Consider the following 15,553-nt stretch of genomic DNA (forward strand, 5'->3'; position numbering starts at 1 on the left):
TATCCTCCTGTAATGCGTCACTTGGCGAACGCAGCGTCGGAACAATGGTTCCGTGAGGACCCGCCTTTCGTGTGGCTGTCACTTCCGATCGGTGAAATAGCGGTCTTCGTCATAGCGGGCATGGAGCGGATCCTCCACTTCGAGGGGGGTGAAGGTCACGTGAAGCTCGTAATGTTCTTCGTTTTCTTCGATCTCGAGCGTGCCATTGAGCTGTGACGCGAAGGATTCGATGAGTTTGGAGCCGAGTCCGCTTGACGCGAGATCCGAGGCATCGACCGCGCGCGTGCCATCAGGTGAGAGCGAATTGACCACGCTGAGTGTCACCTCGCCATTGGGGGTGCGTTTGAGCGCCACGTTGATCCACGCGTGCCCGCTGCTGTCATGGCCGCAATACTTGACCGCATTCATCGTGGCCTCGGTCGCCAGAAGGGTCAGCGGCACGGATTGGTCGGGGTCGATATTGATCTTGTCGAGGGCGGTGGCAAAGTCGATCTTGCCGCCCTGACCTTCGACAAAACTAACCACGACAAGCTTTTGTATGATCTCTTCGAGAAGTTCGTCGGCCTCGATCACAGCGAGTTTGCGTGCCATGTAGAGGTGGCGGTGGATGGAGGAGAGCGCCAGCACCCGGTCCTGAACCCGGCGCAGGAGGCGTTTGGCCTCCTCGCTCTGGGTGGTTCTGATCTGCATGTTCATCATGCTCGAGATGAGTTGAAGGTTGTTTTTGACCCTGTGATGGACCTCTTTGAACAATGTGGAAATCTGATTCAGATCTTCCTGTTGTCGCCGTTCGTGTTCGGAGATGCGCCAAGTCATCGCTCGGAACGCGTCGGCCAAGACTTCGATTTCGGACGGTGCATTGTCGAGCGTGGCATTGTCCAGACCGCCATGGCCTGCGGAATAGAGATACATCCAGTGCCTGAGGCGCTTCACATGGCGGATCACGAGGCGGTTGATTCCGGCATATCCGATGACGAGCGCGATGACCCACATCACGAGCGGGAAGAACAGGGCAAACACCTCGTCAGGGCCTGAGAAAAAACTGCGGCTGTTGATCTGTGGCCAGCTTCCCAAGGCATAGACGCGATCATCAATGATCGGCACGACAGCGAAATCGCGGGTTTCGCCCGCGCGGTTCACACCCCGGAAGGCGTTGCGGCCGCGCTCGGCCAATTCGGCGGGGGTAATATCGACGGGAAGCAGCTCTCGGCGGTCATTGTCGTCGTTCCGTCTGGCAAGAACGTCGCCATCGGCGTTGAACACCGCGAGATCGACCGTGACGCCGGGCCCAGTCAGGGTTTCGCTGGCGACGTCGAGTGGCACCGCAATCCAGATAACGCCGAGCCGCTCACCATCAGAATAGACGGGGGCGGTCGCGCTCAGGGTCGCGAAATTGGCAAAGAATGCCTGTGGTAGAACCACCAAATTACTAGAATCACTGGAAAAATCGGTGTTCAATATGTCGATCCCGCTCAGGTCGCGACGCTCTCCGGTGGAGGAGCAGACGACCTGCATGTCATTATCGACAAACCCGGCAAAGACGTAGTGAGGTGCGGCCTTCACCAGTTCGGAGAAGACGCGATTGCATTGATCGTCTTCGGTTTGCAGCATGATCGTAGACGCGGTGAGCGCCTGGGCCGCGCTGATGGCGGAGCGGATGAGTTCGCGGCTGGAGGCCACCGAGCGTTGTGTCCGTTCCAGCAGGGCGGCTTCGGAGGCGGCGCGGCGTTCGGCCATGACCGATGAAGTTTGATAAACCGAGATAAGTCCGAGTGGCAGCAATGCCAACGAAAGCACAAGGCCGAGTTTCAATGCCAGCCCCAGCCGCGGCGAGCGCGGCGAAGACGGGGATGGCTTGGTCATGCTGCGGAAATCTGGGAAATGACGGCCAGTGTCGCGGAGTCCGTCATCACGAGTTCGTCATCGTCGTCAAGTTTCATCAATTCCGCCAGACGCTTGCGCGCCCGGTTGGTGCGGCTTTTGATGGTTCCGACGGCGCATCCGCACATCTTGGCGGCATCGTCGTAGGAGAAGCCCTCGGCCCCGACGAGAATCAGCACTTCGCGCTGCTCGTCGGTGAGCTGTGCAAAGGCTTCGCGGAACTCATTCATGGCAAGCCGCCCGTCATGCGCCGGTTTTTCCGACAAGGCGCCGGCCATCACGCCATCGGGGTCCTCGACCTCGCGGCGGCGTTTGCGATACTGCGAATAATAGGTATTGCGCAGGATCGTGAAGAGCCAGGCGCGCATGTTCGTGCCGACCGTGAATTTATCGAGATTACCCCAGGCTTTGACGACCGTGTCCTGAACCAGATCGTCGGCGCCGGCGGTGTTGCGTGTCAACGACATGGCGAAGGCACGCAAGGCCTGAAGGTGTTCAACCATTTCTTCTTTGGGGTCGCGATGTTCAGACGTCACTTAGAACCCTCCGATGAATCGCCCGGATCTATGGCTGCATCGGTCTCGGCTTCCTTATCGCGTAATTGCTGCAAAAGAGCAGTCAGCCGGTCCGGGACCGGCTCTTGCGTCATTTCCGAATACACACGACGGAGGTTTTCGTCTATTTGTCTGTCCAACACGGTTTGCCTGCGTTTTTGCGTCATTTCAATTTTGCCCACGCTGAAGGGTTTGCTTTTTTCCCATCAAGCGGGAACCTAACATGCGCAACGGAGTTTGGTTCCAATGAAGCGAAAAAAAATTGAGGATGTCCATGATTGATGCACCGAAACAAGGCGATCTAACCAACGCGATCGCACAGGAGTTGCCTTACCTGAGGCGGTACGCACGGGCCTTGACCGGAAATCAGCAAAGCGGCGATCACTATGCCGCTGTAACTCTGGAGGCCATTTTGCAGGACATGGATGCCGTTTCGGGGGCCTCGACAACACGCGTGGGCCTCTTTCGGACATTTCATCATATCTGGTCGACCTCCGGGTCGCCCGTCGAGGAGGCCGGGACCGGGGAGTCGCCCGAGGCGCAGACGCAGAAACGGTTGGCCTCGTTGACATCGAATACACGCGAAGCGTTGCTTCTTAACAGCATCGAGGGATTTTCGGCGGCGCAGATCGGGGAGATTGTGGACGTCCCCAAAAGCGAGGCGATCGAATTGATCAATATCGCGCGCATCGAGATGGCGCAGGGCGTGAAAGGTCGCATCATGATCATCGAAGACGAGGCCATCATCGCGATGGACATTTCGGCCATCGTCGAAAGCATGGGGCATGACGTGACCGGGATCGCGCGCACACGCGATCAGGCGGTGGACCTTGCCCGCAAACATCCGCCAGAGATGATCCTTGCCGACATTCAACTTGCCGACAAGTCGTCGGGCATTGATGCCGTGGCGCATATTCTTGAGGAAATGGGCGATATCCCGGTGGTCTTCATCACCGCCTTCCCCGAGCGTCTTTTGACAGGAGAGCGGCCCGAGCCTGCCTTCCTGATCACCAAGCCCTATTCCGAGGATCAGGTGCAATCGGCCGTGAGCCAAGCGATGTTCTTTGCCAGCACAGAGACGCTCAAAGCCGGCTGAGCCGGAGGGCCCTGTGAACGGCGCGAAAATGAAAGCCCGGTCGCGTGGCGACCGGGCCTTGTCATGCCGTTTGAATGAGTCGTGTGTCAGCGTCGTCCACGCACCACGTGGGTGATGATGGCCACGATGAACAGTACCAGAAAGATAGTGAACAACACCTGTGCGATACCGGCGGACGCCGAAGCGACCCCGCCAAAACCGAAGATACCGGCCACGATGGCCACGATTAGAAAGAGAATTGCCCAGTACAGCATTTGTTTACTCCTTACTCACATTTACTTCACTCGTTGCGATGAATGGCCAACGTGCCGTCTGGCGGTGCGGTTCCATAAGGGACCAGTTTGTCCGCGCGCCTTGAGGCGATTCTCTCGGGCGTTTAGCATGCAGTCATTTTGCCTGTTGTTTCTGCGGCTGCGTAAAAAATGAGGCCCGCCGTGGAACCCATTGGCGAGCTTGACGTTTGAGCAAGAAGATCGAGAATTTTAAAATCAGGAGCGATATCATGGCACAAACCAAAGCCGCAGACCCGAAAAAGGACTTCGAAGAGCTGTCAGAACAGATTGCCACTTTGCGCAATGATCTGGGCGCGATCACCGAGACGCTGAAGAATGCCGGAGTTCACAGCCGTGACGCCGCGGTGAACAACGCGCGCCAAACCGCGGCCGATCTTCAGGCCCGTGGACAGGACGGCCTTCGCCACGCGCAATCCTCGGCCGAGGAGATGGGTGCGCAGGCCGCACAAGCGGTTCGCAATCAGCCTGCGGCGGCTGTCGGCCTTGCGGTCGGTGTGGGCTTCCTTCTCGGCTTCATGTCGGGCCGGAAGTAACGGATGCTGGGTATCGTCAATGACGTCAAACAGCGCGCGCGCCAAACGGCGCGTGCGGCCGCTCTGTCGGTCGTGGGGGCCGTTTTCTGCCTCGTGGGGTTGGGATTTCTGACCACGGCACTGTGGATCATCATCGAGATTGAATACGGTGCGTTGATGGCGGCACTTCTGCTTGGGGGATTATACCTTGTGCTGGGTGGCGCGATCTTGGCCTTTGGGGGAAAATCCCAGAGCGACGTGGATTACGGCCCGTCCGACACACATCCCGAGTCGCCCCCTGCGGGCCAAGCCAAAGACCCGATCTTTCAAATGGCGGAGGGATTTGCCGTAGGTCTTCAGGCGGGCCGGGAAGCACGAAAACGGGGCTGACGCGGATCATATCGTGCCATGTCTGTTCAGATGTTGAAGCGTGACAGCGCCTCTTCGAGCATTTCATCGTTGAACGGTCTGGGCAGCATTGCCCAGCCCCGAGCTGCGGCAAGCTGTTGTTCATCCTCGCCGTTGGTAAAGATGACGTTGGTCGTTCGCAGAGCTTGATCAAGCTGATTCTGGTAGCTTTCGTATTCGCTGGGCCGAAGCTCGACAATCGCGGCGTGCAACTGTTTGATCCCGTGAAGTGCCTTGGCGCAGTCCTCGGGTGAGGCGACGTGTATCACATGCAGGTTTCGACGTGACTTCAGCGCCTCAGTAAGATCGGCGGCAATAATCATGTCCCGTTCCAAAATCAGAACGACCATATCGCTCGAATCATTTCCGTGCATGTGGCTCATCGTGCGGTGGGATTCAAAATCTTTCATGACAAGGTCCATGGTGGAACATTCACGGCTGCTGCGCATTTAACTATGACATATGCGGGAGCAAAGAAATGAGTACCAAATGCGTGAACTGTCCACTTCGAAACCTGCCGATCTTTGATCCGATGTCGGCTGAAGAGGTCAAATTCATGCAGCACTTCAAATCAGGAGAGATGCGTGTCGAGCCCGGCACGACACTCATGCTTGAGGGATCGAACAGCCCGCAACTTTATACGGCATTGGAAGGTCTCGGTCTTAGATACAAGACCCTCGCATCAGGCCACCGGCAAGTTATAAACTTTGTATTCCCCGGCGATTTCATTGGGTTGCAGGCCGGTGTGATGAAAAAAATGCAGCATTCAGTGGAGGCAAGCACCCCCATGACGCTATGCGTGTTTGACCGCCGGTCGCTGTGGGATTTGTTCCAGAACCACCCGGACCGCGCTTATGATCTGACATGGGTTGCAGCCGTGGAAGAACATATCCTAGGCGAGAGCCTTGCCATGGTTGGTCATATGAGCGGAATTGAGCGCATCGCCCGTGCCTTCGTAAGGCTGCATGACCGCGCCGCGGCCACCGGCCTTGTTAAAGGCAAGGGGATGCCGCTCCCCTACAAGCAACAGGATCTGGCCGATGCGCTTGGCCTGTCACTTGTTCATACCAACAAGACATTGGCCAAGCTTCGGGAAAAGGGTGCCGTCGACTGGAGCGGTGGCACACTGACAATTCATCAATATGAAATGCTTTGCGACATCGCGGATATAGACCCCGGACGCGCCCCCATGAAGCGGCCCCTTATCTGAAATAGACTCACCAACACCGCCGCAAAAATGACGGAGCGCGAACCAGTGGGAGTCGTGAGATGAGACAACCTTTTGAAGACCCGGTGGCGCGGGTTTCCCTGATCTTGATCGCGGCGACCGTGACGCTGGCCGCGCTCAAGATCGCAGCGGATATCTTTGCGCCACTGGTTCTCGCGCTGGTGACCGGCGTCATTCTCGCGCCTGTTACCGACTTCCTTGAGCGGCTTGGCCTTCCAAGCCGCTTTGCCGCCGTGACGGTGCTGATTGTCGGACTTGTCTGTTTCGGCGCGCTGGTCTTTCTGCTTGAACCGATGATCTGGCGCATTGCCGATGCCTTGCCGCAGATACGGCTCGAGCTTCGAAGCTGGGTGGCGGAGTTTCGCGGCCTGGTGCGTGGCCTTGATGAGGTTAACCGCGAAGTCGAGGAGGCGCTTGGAGGAAACGGAAGCGAAAAGGAAAACGGCGAGGCGGCTGCGAGCGGGGTGCCTGATATGTCTACCGCGCTTTTCCACGCGCCGGTGATCATCATGCAGGTGCTGATATTCGTCGGGACGTTGTTTTTCTTTTTGATGACGCGCAAGGGCATCTATCGCTGGCTGTCGGGGCATATCGGCACGGAGGCTGAAACCGACATGATCCTCAATCGGTTCACCACGGTCGAGCGGCTTATCTCGCAATATTTTGTCGCCATTTCCTCGATCAATGCAGCGCTTGGGGCCGCGCTCGGGGCGGCACTCATGGCGATCGGGATGCCCGGCGCCTGGATCTGGGGCGTGGCCGCGTTCCTGCTTAACTTCATCCTTTACCTTGGCCCGGTTGTCGTGATTCTGGGGCTTCTGGTGTCGGGCGTGGTTGTCTTCAGCGGTCTAATGAGCCTTGTTCCGGCGGCGATCTTCCTGTTTCTCAACATGATGGAAGCACAGTTCGTGACGCCCACGCTTGTCGGGCGATATATTTCGGTCAATCCGCTTTTGATCTTTGTTTCGCTCGTGTTCTGGTTGTGGCTCTGGGGGCCGATCGGCGGCATCATCGCGATCCCCATTCTGGTGTTCGTGCTGGTGATGCCGGACATTTTCGACCCAGGCGAGAAAACGGATGTCTCGGCGGCGAAAGCGGACTGAGCCAAGGCGCGGTCAATCGGGGGTCATACGGCCTCTTCTGGGATGCCGGGCACCGTAACCGCCGCGTCGCGCGCGGCATCGGAATCGTAACGGACCAGAAACCCCCTGCGTGACTTCGGCGGCAGGTTGCTGTTGCCCTCAATGAGGGCTTTCCACGACTCGAACCCCTGTTTTGTATCGAAAAACCTGTCGCGGTTGGCCAAGTCCTTTGGAAGCCAATGCCCCATGACCCGGCTGCGAAGATGCGCGACTTGATCAGGGTCGGTCAGGTGCAAACCTGCCTCGGTATCCCATTTCATGCTGCGACCGTTGAGATTGCCAGAGGAGACGATGCCGCGCGTATCGTCAAAGATCGACACTTTGGAATGCACATATATGAGGGGCGCCTGGTGAAGTGTCGCGCGGCCATCGTGATCTTCGTGATCTGTGCGTGGCTGAACCGGGGAGGCGATCATCATCCGGTGCCTGCCAAAGCCGCGGCTGAGGATCGACACACAGCGCGTCTGAAGCGCCTCGCCATAGCGGGCGTCGAGCCCCCAGTTGCCTGAAAAGGCCATGTCTTCCGGTGCGGCGGGCAGAACGAGCAGAATGCGCAGAGAGGGGCATTCGCCGGCCCGGCGGGCAAGCGCGCGGGCAATCGGGACGTGCCTGAGGAACTGCGTTTCAAGATAGATGAAGTGTTCGGCCTTGGCGATATTTTCGAGATGTTGCTGACAGAGTTCGTCAACCAGTGTTTCAGGTGCGACGCGCCAGAGATTGCGCAAGCGCACCTTCGAGATCGTGCGCAGAAAATTGTCTGCCTGCGGCTGCGGACTGGTCTCACCGGCGACGTTGTCGAGGAAGGTGTCGAGATGCCGGGCCACGGTTTCGGCAATGGGGCCGGTCACGAAGGCCTGAACGTCATGCCATGTCTGTTCTGCGGCACGGTCATGGGCCCGCGTGTCATAGCGGCGTTCATTTACGTCGAGCCCCCCGATCGACACGTAACGCCTGTCGAATACGGCAATCTTCTGATGATGGGTGGCGGGCACTAGGGTCACACGACGCGGAAACATGCGCAACTCGCCGCCCTTTTCCGGATGTATGACGTCGCGCAGGCGCGGGGTCTCATCGCGAAACCGGCTGCGCTGTGGATGGGTCATGTTGTTCCAGAGCTGACGTATCTCTTTCAACTTCCGGCGCACGAGTGGCGCGAAGAGAAGGCGCGGGAACGGACCGATAGCGGCGTTGTGCAGCGCCCCGATATAGGTCAGGTTGTGAGCGCTGCCGCTCAGTTCTTGCAACGCCGCCACTTGGCGACATGTGCGCCATGTATTCTGATGCAGTTTAGGCGCGGCGACCGGATCGAAATCCGAAATGACAAGGCGAACCTTGATGCCGCGGTCCAGTGTATGCTCCATCAGATCGAACCACGTCTCACCGATCTTGCGGGCCTCTGCGGACCGCAGCCCTGTGCAAAAATCGAACATCCGAAAGCTGCAACTGATCTCTTGCGTTGCGTTCAGGAAGGCCTGCTCGAGCTTGGGATAAGCCTCGCCCGCTGTGAGAGCGATTTCAAGGTCGTCGATCGTGTCGTCGCCGGATCTGTTCTCCGGGCGACCGGTGTTGTCCATCGTGCTGGTTTCAATCGGGCGCATGATGGCGGTCAGCCTCCTGTCACATTTAAAGTCGGTCAGGCAACGGCGCATCCTGCCGACATTTGGAATCGTCGTCGCAGTCTTTTTTCCGTCTATTCGGTCGCCGCTATCTTGGGCGCGCCCAAGGCGGGGCGCTTCGCATGGATCAAAAAGAATGCCCCCGCCAAGTAAGTGACGGGGGCAGTCATCCGAGGGACAGTCGGATGAAAGCACGCGTGGTTAAATGGGATGGGACGCCACGCGCGCAGGGGAAGACGCAATTTTCAACGCCTTGTAATCTAAACAAATCAACTGCGGCTTGGTTCCCGTTTGTGTCATGTTTTTTTCACCTCTTCGGAGTCGCTCTCGTCGTGGTCTTCGGCAGGCGCTTCGGGGCCCGTCGCGTCAAGCACCTCGGCGGGGGCGGCGGGGTGGACGTCCCCTTCGTCATTTACCATGTAATCGGCCACAAACGCCTCTCGATCACCGGGGGGACGGTGCGCGCCGACGGTCGTGTCTTCGGCGGTTTGCAGTTCAAGCTCGGCATTGATTTGTGCCCCGATCAGCACGACGAAGGCGCTTAGATAAAGCCAAAATAACAGCGCGACCAATGCCCCGAGCGAGCCATAAACCTCGTTGAATGAGCCGAAGTTGCGCAGGTAGATGGAAAAGGCGATGGACCCGGCCAGCCACGTCACCAGAGCGAAGACCGCGCCCGGTGTGAGCCATGGCATTACCGCGCCACGGCGGTTCGGGCCATAGCGATAGAGCAGTCCGATGCACAGCAGCATCACGCCCAAGAGCACCATCCATTTGAGACCGGTAATAAGAAGTTCAACCTTGAACGGGAGGTTCAACAAGGCCAGCGCCACCGGCAGCGCGATTACGAGGCCGACAGCGATGATCGCGGCTATCATCATCAGAAGCGTCAGACCGATGGAAACGCCGTAGCGGATCAATGTATTCTGACGGTGACTTTCGCGGTAAACCGAGTTCAGGCCACGGATGATCGCAGCTGTGGCGTTTTTGGCGGACCAGATCGACACCGCAAGCGACAGCAGCGAGGTCCATTGAAGTGTGGTGCTGTCGGTGCTCACCAGTTTGTTCACCTGATCGAAGATCAGCATATAGGCTTCTTCGGGCAGGAATTGCCGCGCCATTTCGAATTGTCCCATCAGCACGGCGGGGTCACCCGCAAAGCCCCAGATCGCAACCAGCGCTGCAATCGCGGGAAAGAGGGACAGAAGCGCATAGAACGCCACCCCGGCGGAGATGAGGCCAAGGTTGCGATTGTCGATCTCGGTGATCACGCGCAACAGAACGTGCCACCACACCTTTGGGGAAAACTGTCCCGGGGTCACGACAAACTTCCGGTTCACCGCGCTGTCGCTGTGGATCGGGGCCCGGCAATGAGCCAAATGATGAAGCCCAGAAGAGGCAGCAATATGACCAGCAAGACCCAAAGCACCTTCTTGCCCGTGGAAACAGATGATCCGACGATGGACACGATGGCCCAGATATCGAGGACCAACAGGATCAGCCCGCCGATTCCACTTACTTCTAACATGGATTTACCCTTTCGTCTTTGACCGGCGCAGGCGCGCGCGGAGTGTCAAACGACGAACGCGCGCTTGGCGGATTGGTTCCGAAAGGCGCAGGCGGAAAAGGGGCAGGGGGCGCGACCTTTTAGCGGTCACGCTCTCCCTGAAGGGGCAGGACGCCGAGATCGCCTTCAAGCCGCGCCTGCATGGCCTGTGCGGCGGCATGGGCAGCGGCGGCGGTGGTGAAATACGGAAGTTTGTCATAGAGCGCGACCGACCGGATTTCGCGGCTGTCCTCGACCGATTGCGCGCCCTCGGTGGTGTTGATCACGAGGTCGATCTGACTGTCCTTGAGCATGTCAACGATGTTGGGGCGGCCCTCGTAGACCTTGTTCACAACGTCACAGGCCAGCCCGGCCTCGGTCAGGAAGGCAGCGGTGCCGCGTGTCGCCACGAGGCTGAAGCCCAGGTCGGTGAGCACTTGGGCTGCGTCTACAAGCTGTGGGGTTTTGTCGCTGTCCTTGATCGAGATGAACACCCGCCCGCTTTGGGGCAGGTCCACCCCCGCGCCCATCTGTGCCTTGAGGAAGGCGCGCGGGAAGGACACGTCCCAGCCCATCACCTCGCCTGTGGAGCGCATTTCCGGCCCAAGGATCGTATCGACGCCGGGGAAGCGTGCGAAGGGCAGCACCGCTTCCTTGACCGAGAACCACGGCATCGCCGGATCGGCGAGGGACAACGGATCGGCCATGGGCAGGGTGCCGGGTTTGGTGTCCGCCGGATAAGCGCCGCGATGGGGGAAGTTCGACATCGGTTCGCCCGCCATGAGGCGCGCCGCGATGGACGCGATGGCGCTGTCGGTGGCCTTGGCCACGAAGGGCACGGTGCGCGAGGCGCGGGGGTTTACCTCGATCAGGTAGATCTCACCGTCCTTAACCGCGAATTGCACGTTCATCAGGCCCACGACATTGAGCGCGAGCGCCAGATCGCGGGTTTGCCGCTCGATCTCGTCTATGATGTCACGCGAGAGCGAATAGGGGGGCAGTGAACAGGCGCTGTCGCCGGAATGAACGCCCGCCTCCTCGATGTGCTGCATGATGCCTGCGACATGCACGGTTTTACCATCCGAAAGCGCATCCACGTCGCATTCGATGGCCCCCGAGAGATAGCCGTCGAGCAATACCGGACTTTTGCCCGAAACGACGACCGCCTCGGCGATGTAGCGTTCGAGATGGGCCATGTCGCGCACGATTTCCATCGCCCGGCCGCCCAGAACATAGGACGGACGGATGACCAGCGGAAATCCAATATCCTTGGCGATTTCAAGCGCCTGTGCGTCAGTCGAGGCGATGCCGTTCTGCGGTTGCTTGAGGTCCAGCTTGGTCACGAGCGCCTGAAACCGTTCACGATCCTCGGCGAGGTCGATGGCGTCGGGTGTGGTGCCAAGGATTGGTATCCCCTCGGCCTCGAGCGCGTTGGCAAGCTTGAGCGGGGTTTGGCCACCGAACTGAACGATGACACCATGCAGCGTGCCGCGCTCCTGCTCGACGCGCAGGATTTCCATCACGTGCTCAAATGTCAGCGGTTCGAAGTAGAGCCGATCTGAGGTGTCGTAATCGGTCGACACCGTCTCGGGGTTGCAGTTGACCATGATCGTTTCATAGCCCGCATCCGATAGCGCGAAACAGGCGTGACAACAGCAGTAATCGAACTCGATCCCCTGACCGATCCGGTTCGGACCACCGCCGAGGATCACGACCTTTTTGGCGTCCGAGGGCCGCGCCTCGCATTCCACGTCCCCCATCATCGGGGCCTCGTAGGTGGAATACATGTAGGGGGTCTGCGCCTCGAATTCGGCGGCGCAGGTGTCGATCCGCTTGAAGACCGCGGTGACGCCGGCGGCATGGCGCGCGGCGCGCACATCGTGTTCGGAGATATCGGTGAGCATGGCCAGCCGCGCATCGGTGAAGCCCATCATCTTGAGGTGCCGCAATCCGGCCTCGTCGGTGGGCAGGCCGTTGGCGCGGACGCGGGCTTCGGCATCGACGATTTCGCGAATCCGGGCAAGGAACCACGGATCAAAAGAGGTGGCGGCGTGAATGTCGTCATCCGACAGGCCTTCGCGCATCGCCTGCGCGATGGTGCGCATCCGGTCCGGGGTCTGTGCGCTTATGGCGCGGATGATGGCGGCGTGATCCGGGGCCCCTTCGATGGCCACCTCGTCAAAACCCGACAGGCCGGTCTCCATCGAGGCCAGCGCCTTTTGCAGCGATTCATGGATCGTGCGGCCGATGGCCATGGCCTCTCCGACCGATTTCATCGCCGTCGTCAGGTTGGGCTCGGCGCCGGGGAATTTTTCGAAGGCGAAGCGCGGAATCTTGGTCACGACATAGTCGATGGTTGGCTCGAAAGACGCGGGCGTCACCTTGGTGATGTCGTTGTCCAACTCATCGAGCGTATAGCCAACCGCAAGCTTGGCCGCGATCTTGGCAATCGGGAAACCCGTGGCCTTCGAGGCCAGCGCCGAGGAGCGCGACACGCGCGGGTTCATCTCGATCACCACCATGCGGCCATCGTCGGGGTTCACCGCCCATTGCACGTTCGAGCCGCCGGTCTCGACCCCGATCTCGCGCAGCACGGCGATGGAGCCGTTGCGCATGATCTGATATTCCTTGTCCGTGAGCGTGAGGGCAGGGGCCACGGTGATCGAATCGCCAGTGTGCACGCCCATCGGGTCGACGTTTTCGATGGCGCAGACGATGATCGCGTTGTCCGCCTTGTCGCGGACGACCTCCATCTCGAACTCTTTCCAGCCCAGCAGAGACTCGTCGATGAGGATCTGGCTGACCGGTGAGGCATCAAGGCCGGATTTGCAGTAAAACTCGTAATCGTCGCGATTATAGGCGACACCGCCGCCGGTCCCCCCAAGGGTAAAGGCGGGGCGGATAATCGCGGGCAGACCCACGTAATCAATCGCCGCCATGCATTCTTCCATGTTGTTGGCGATGGTGGCCTTGGGGTTTTCAATGCCTAGCCGGTCCATCGCCTCGCGGAAGAGTTTGCGATCCTCGGCCATCTCGATGGCCTCGCGGTTGGCACCGATCAGTTCCACGTCGAATTTTTCGAGCACGCCCATATCGGCCACGGCGAGCGCGGTGTTGAGCCCGGTCTGCCCGCCCATGGTGGGCAAAAGCGCGTCTGGACGTTCCTTTTCGATGATCTTGGCGACAATCTCGGGGGTGATGGGTTCGATATAGGTCGCGTCGGCCAGCTCGGGGTCGGTCATGATCGTGGCCGGGTTGGAATTCACGAGGATGACGCGATACCCTTCTTCGCGAAGAGCCTTGCAAGCCTGTGCGCCGGAGTAGTCGAATTCGCAAGCCTGACCGATTATGATGGGGCCGGCTCCGATGATCATGATGGATTTGATATCGGTTCTTTTCGGCATGACGACCCCCGGGTGATGCGCAAATTGAAGCGGGTTATATCCATCGCGCGAGGCGGCGCAAGGGGGCGAAGGCCGTTTTCAGGGTGTCAATGGCGCGCGGGGGTATTACATAGCGCGAAGTCGAGCAAGAAGGGTGGCGCTGACGTGCGAATTCGCTTTGATCATGGACCCGAAGGCGAAGCGTGTGTCTTTGCCGGGGCTGAGCATGAGATCGTCGCCGAAGCGGCCGACGAGGTGCCTGATGCGCTGAAGGCTCTGGAAGCGGCGCGGGATGCGGGGTTTTGGCTTGCGGGGTATGCCAGCTATGAATTGGGCTATGTGCTGGAACCCAAGCTTGCGCCGTTGTTGCCGGAGGGGCGGCGGCTCCCGCTTTTGCGATTCGGCGCCTTCTGCCGCCCCGATGCGGCGGCGCCGCTCGTGGCGGGCAAGGCGGGGCTGACCGGATTCGCGCCGCGCTGGACCGCGGCGCGCTATGAGGCGGCCTTTGCGAAGGTGCAGGACTATATCAGCGCGGGTGATATCTATCAGGTGAACCTGACCTTTCCCATCGAGGTCGGGACCGAGGGTTCACCGCAAGCGATTCATGCCGCGCTGAGTGCCGTGCAACCGGTCCGCTATGGCGTGATGATCGAGGCCGAGGATACGCCCGCCATTTTGTCGCGCTCCCCCGAGCTTTTCTTTCGAACCGACCGAAAAGGCCGGATCGAGACGCGCCCGATGAAAGGCACGCAACCGCGCAGTGATGACCCGACCGAGGATGCGCGGCGGCGGTATTTCCTGCAATCGGACGAGAAAAACCGCGCCGAGAACCTGATGATCGTGGACCTTCTCCGCAACGACCTGAGCCGGGTGAGCGAGGCGGGTAGCGTGCGCGTGCCAGAGCTTTTTACCGTTGAAAGCTATGAGACGGTGCATCAGATGACGTCGCTCATTTCGGCGCAGATGGTGCCGGGAACCGGGCTGGGTGAAATCTTTGCCGCGCTCTTTCCCTGTGGGTCGATTACCGGCGCGCCCAAGGTTCGGGCGATGGAGATCATCCGCGAACTGGAGCCGTGGCCGCGTGATGTTTACTGTGGCACGATCGGCTGGGCCGCGCCGGATGGCCGGTCGGAGTTCAACGTGGCCATTCGCACGCTTCTGGTCGAGCAGGACGGCACGGCGCGGCTTAATGTCGGCGGTGGCGTGGTCCATGACAGCACCGGCGAAGGAGAATATGAGGAGGCGCTGTGGAAGGCCCGGTTTGCCCGCCAGATGACCCCGGTTTCCGCCTGATCGAAACGCTGCACTGGGCGCCGGATGCGGGGTTTCGCCATGGCGCGCGGCATCTTGCGCGTCTTGAGCGGGCGGCGGCGCGCATGGGCATCGACACCACGCAGGTGCCGGACGCGATGGCGGCGGTAAGAGGCGACGGGCCATTGCGCGTGCGTCTGACGGTCGCGGCAGATGGCCGCGCCGAGACGACCGCCGCGCCCTTCACGCCGCTTGAGGACGGGGCGGTATGGCGTGTGGCGATCACACATCACGGTATCATCAACGCGGATGACCCATGGCGTCGGGTGAAAAGCACGCAGCGCGGGCTTTATGACGCGGCGCGGGCCGACCTGCCCGAAAACGTGGACGAGGTGATCTTTCTCAACGATCGGGGCCGCCTGTGCGAGGGGAGCATCACCAGCCTTTTCGTGGCGCGAGAGGGTCACCTCTTGACGCCGCCAGTCAGCGAAGGCGCGCTTCCGGGTATTTTGCGCGAGGTGTTGCTGAGCGAAGGCCGCGCACGTGAAGCGCCGCTTGAGCCCGAGGATTTGCAAGGCGCTGCGCTTTACGTGGGAAACGCGCTCAGGGGGTTGATCCCGGCGAGGATGACAGATGACTGACT

General features: G+C 59.8%; 16 protein-coding genes. 7 read left to right on the forward strand and 9 right to left on the reverse strand.

Annotated elements, in window-relative coordinates:
• Window positions 1-78: 78 nt before the first annotated feature.
• The 3 genes from V8359_RS00245 to V8359_RS00255 are packed head-to-tail and all read right to left on the reverse strand — an operon-like array spanning window position 79 to window position 2,602.
• A complete protein-coding gene (locus tag V8359_RS00245) occupies window positions 79-1,863 on the reverse strand; it encodes a histidine kinase dimerization/phosphoacceptor domain -containing protein (RefSeq protein ID WP_336426687.1) in 1,785 nt (594 codons plus the stop codon).
• Window positions 1,860-2,417 (reverse strand): RNA polymerase sigma factor, encoded by a 558-nt coding sequence (locus V8359_RS00250; protein ID WP_336426688.1) that lies wholly within the window; start codon window positions 2,415-2,417, stop codon window positions 1,860-1,862. Before V8359_RS00250 ends, V8359_RS00245 begins: the two co-directional genes overlap by 4 nt.
• Window positions 2,414-2,602 carry a NepR family anti-sigma factor gene (locus tag V8359_RS00255; protein ID WP_336427897.1) on the reverse strand — a complete coding sequence of 63 codons (189 nt, stop codon included), beginning with the start codon at window positions 2,600-2,602 and terminating at the stop codon, window positions 2,414-2,416. Before V8359_RS00255 ends, V8359_RS00250 begins: the two co-directional genes overlap by 4 nt.
• 107 nt (window positions 2,603-2,709) lie before the next feature.
• Here V8359_RS00255 and V8359_RS00260 point away from each other — a divergent pair, with 107 nt between their 5' ends.
• Window positions 2,710-3,531 (forward strand): response regulator, encoded by an 822-nt coding sequence (locus V8359_RS00260; RefSeq protein ID WP_336426689.1) that lies wholly within the window; start codon window positions 2,710-2,712, stop codon window positions 3,529-3,531.
• 86 nt (window positions 3,532-3,617) lie between these two features.
• Here the strand turns inward: V8359_RS00260 and V8359_RS00265 are convergent, their stop codons facing one another.
• On the reverse strand, window positions 3,618-3,785 hold the full coding sequence (locus V8359_RS00265; protein ID WP_336426690.1) for a DUF1328 domain-containing protein: 168 nt from the start codon (window positions 3,783-3,785) through the stop codon (window positions 3,618-3,620).
• A 248-nt stretch (window positions 3,786-4,033) separates the two neighbouring features.
• Between V8359_RS00265 and V8359_RS00270 the strand changes: the two genes are divergently transcribed.
• Both V8359_RS00270 and V8359_RS00275 read left to right on the forward strand, forming a co-directional pair.
• Complete coding sequence (locus tag V8359_RS00270; protein WP_336426691.1) at window positions 4,034-4,357, forward strand: DUF883 family protein; 324 nt, start codon at window positions 4,034-4,036, stop codon at window positions 4,355-4,357.
• A gap of 3 nt (window positions 4,358-4,360) precedes the next feature.
• Window positions 4,361-4,726: a phage holin family protein gene (locus V8359_RS00275; protein WP_336426692.1), complete on the forward strand. Its 366-nt coding sequence runs from the start codon at window positions 4,361-4,363 to the stop codon at window positions 4,724-4,726.
• Window positions 4,727-4,752: 26 nt separating this feature from the next.
• On the opposite strand, the gene V8359_RS00280 is transcribed toward V8359_RS00275, so the two are convergent.
• Window positions 4,753-5,154, reverse strand: coding sequence for a hypothetical protein (locus V8359_RS00280; protein WP_336426693.1), 402 nt, complete (start codon window positions 5,152-5,154; stop codon window positions 4,753-4,755).
• A 68-nt stretch (window positions 5,155-5,222) separates the two neighbouring features.
• Between V8359_RS00280 and V8359_RS00285 the strand changes: the two genes are divergently transcribed.
• Entirely contained in the window at window positions 5,223-5,954 is a 732-nt protein-coding gene (locus V8359_RS00285) for a Crp/Fnr family transcriptional regulator (RefSeq protein WP_336426694.1), read from the forward strand.
• A 59-nt stretch (window positions 5,955-6,013) separates the two neighbouring features.
• A complete protein-coding gene (locus tag V8359_RS00290; RefSeq protein WP_336426695.1) occupies window positions 6,014-7,075 on the forward strand; it encodes an AI-2E family transporter in 1,062 nt (353 codons plus the stop codon).
• 23 nt (window positions 7,076-7,098) lie between these two features.
• Here the strand turns inward: V8359_RS00290 and V8359_RS00295 are convergent, their stop codons facing one another.
• The 4 genes from V8359_RS00295 to carB form a co-directional block, all read right to left on the reverse strand.
• Entirely contained in the window at window positions 7,099-8,712 is a 1,614-nt protein-coding gene (locus V8359_RS00295) for a phospholipase D-like domain-containing protein (RefSeq protein ID WP_336426696.1), read from the reverse strand.
• Between the two features lie 314 nt (window positions 8,713-9,026).
• Window positions 9,027-10,052, reverse strand: a complete 1,026-nt coding sequence (locus tag V8359_RS00300) for a YihY/virulence factor BrkB family protein (RefSeq protein ID WP_336426697.1) — start codon at window positions 10,050-10,052, stop codon at window positions 9,027-9,029.
• A gap of 14 nt (window positions 10,053-10,066) precedes the next feature.
• A complete protein-coding gene (locus V8359_RS00305; protein WP_336426698.1) occupies window positions 10,067-10,258 on the reverse strand; it encodes a PLDc N-terminal domain-containing protein in 192 nt (63 codons plus the stop codon).
• 119 nt (window positions 10,259-10,377) lie between these two features.
• The gene (gene carB, locus V8359_RS00310) at window positions 10,378-13,680 is read right to left on the reverse strand and encodes a carbamoyl-phosphate synthase large subunit (RefSeq protein WP_336426699.1); all 3,303 of its coding nucleotides are present in this window, start codon (window positions 13,678-13,680) and stop codon (window positions 10,378-10,380) included.
• Between the two features lie 144 nt (window positions 13,681-13,824).
• Between carB and V8359_RS00315 the strand changes: the two genes are divergently transcribed.
• Both V8359_RS00315 and V8359_RS00320 read left to right on the forward strand, forming a co-directional pair.
• Window positions 13,825-14,952, forward strand: coding sequence for an aminodeoxychorismate synthase component I (locus V8359_RS00315; RefSeq protein ID WP_336426700.1), 1,128 nt, complete (start codon window positions 13,825-13,827; stop codon window positions 14,950-14,952).
• A complete protein-coding gene (locus V8359_RS00320; protein ID WP_336426701.1) occupies window positions 14,907-15,551 on the forward strand; it encodes an aminotransferase class IV family protein in 645 nt (214 codons plus the stop codon). Before V8359_RS00315 ends, V8359_RS00320 begins: the two co-directional genes overlap by 46 nt.
• Window positions 15,552-15,553 lie beyond the last annotated feature (2 nt).

It is taken from the genome of Roseovarius sp. E0-M6, from assembly GCF_037083845.1.
Lineage (GTDB): Bacteria > Pseudomonadota > Alphaproteobacteria > Rhodobacterales > Rhodobacteraceae > Roseovarius.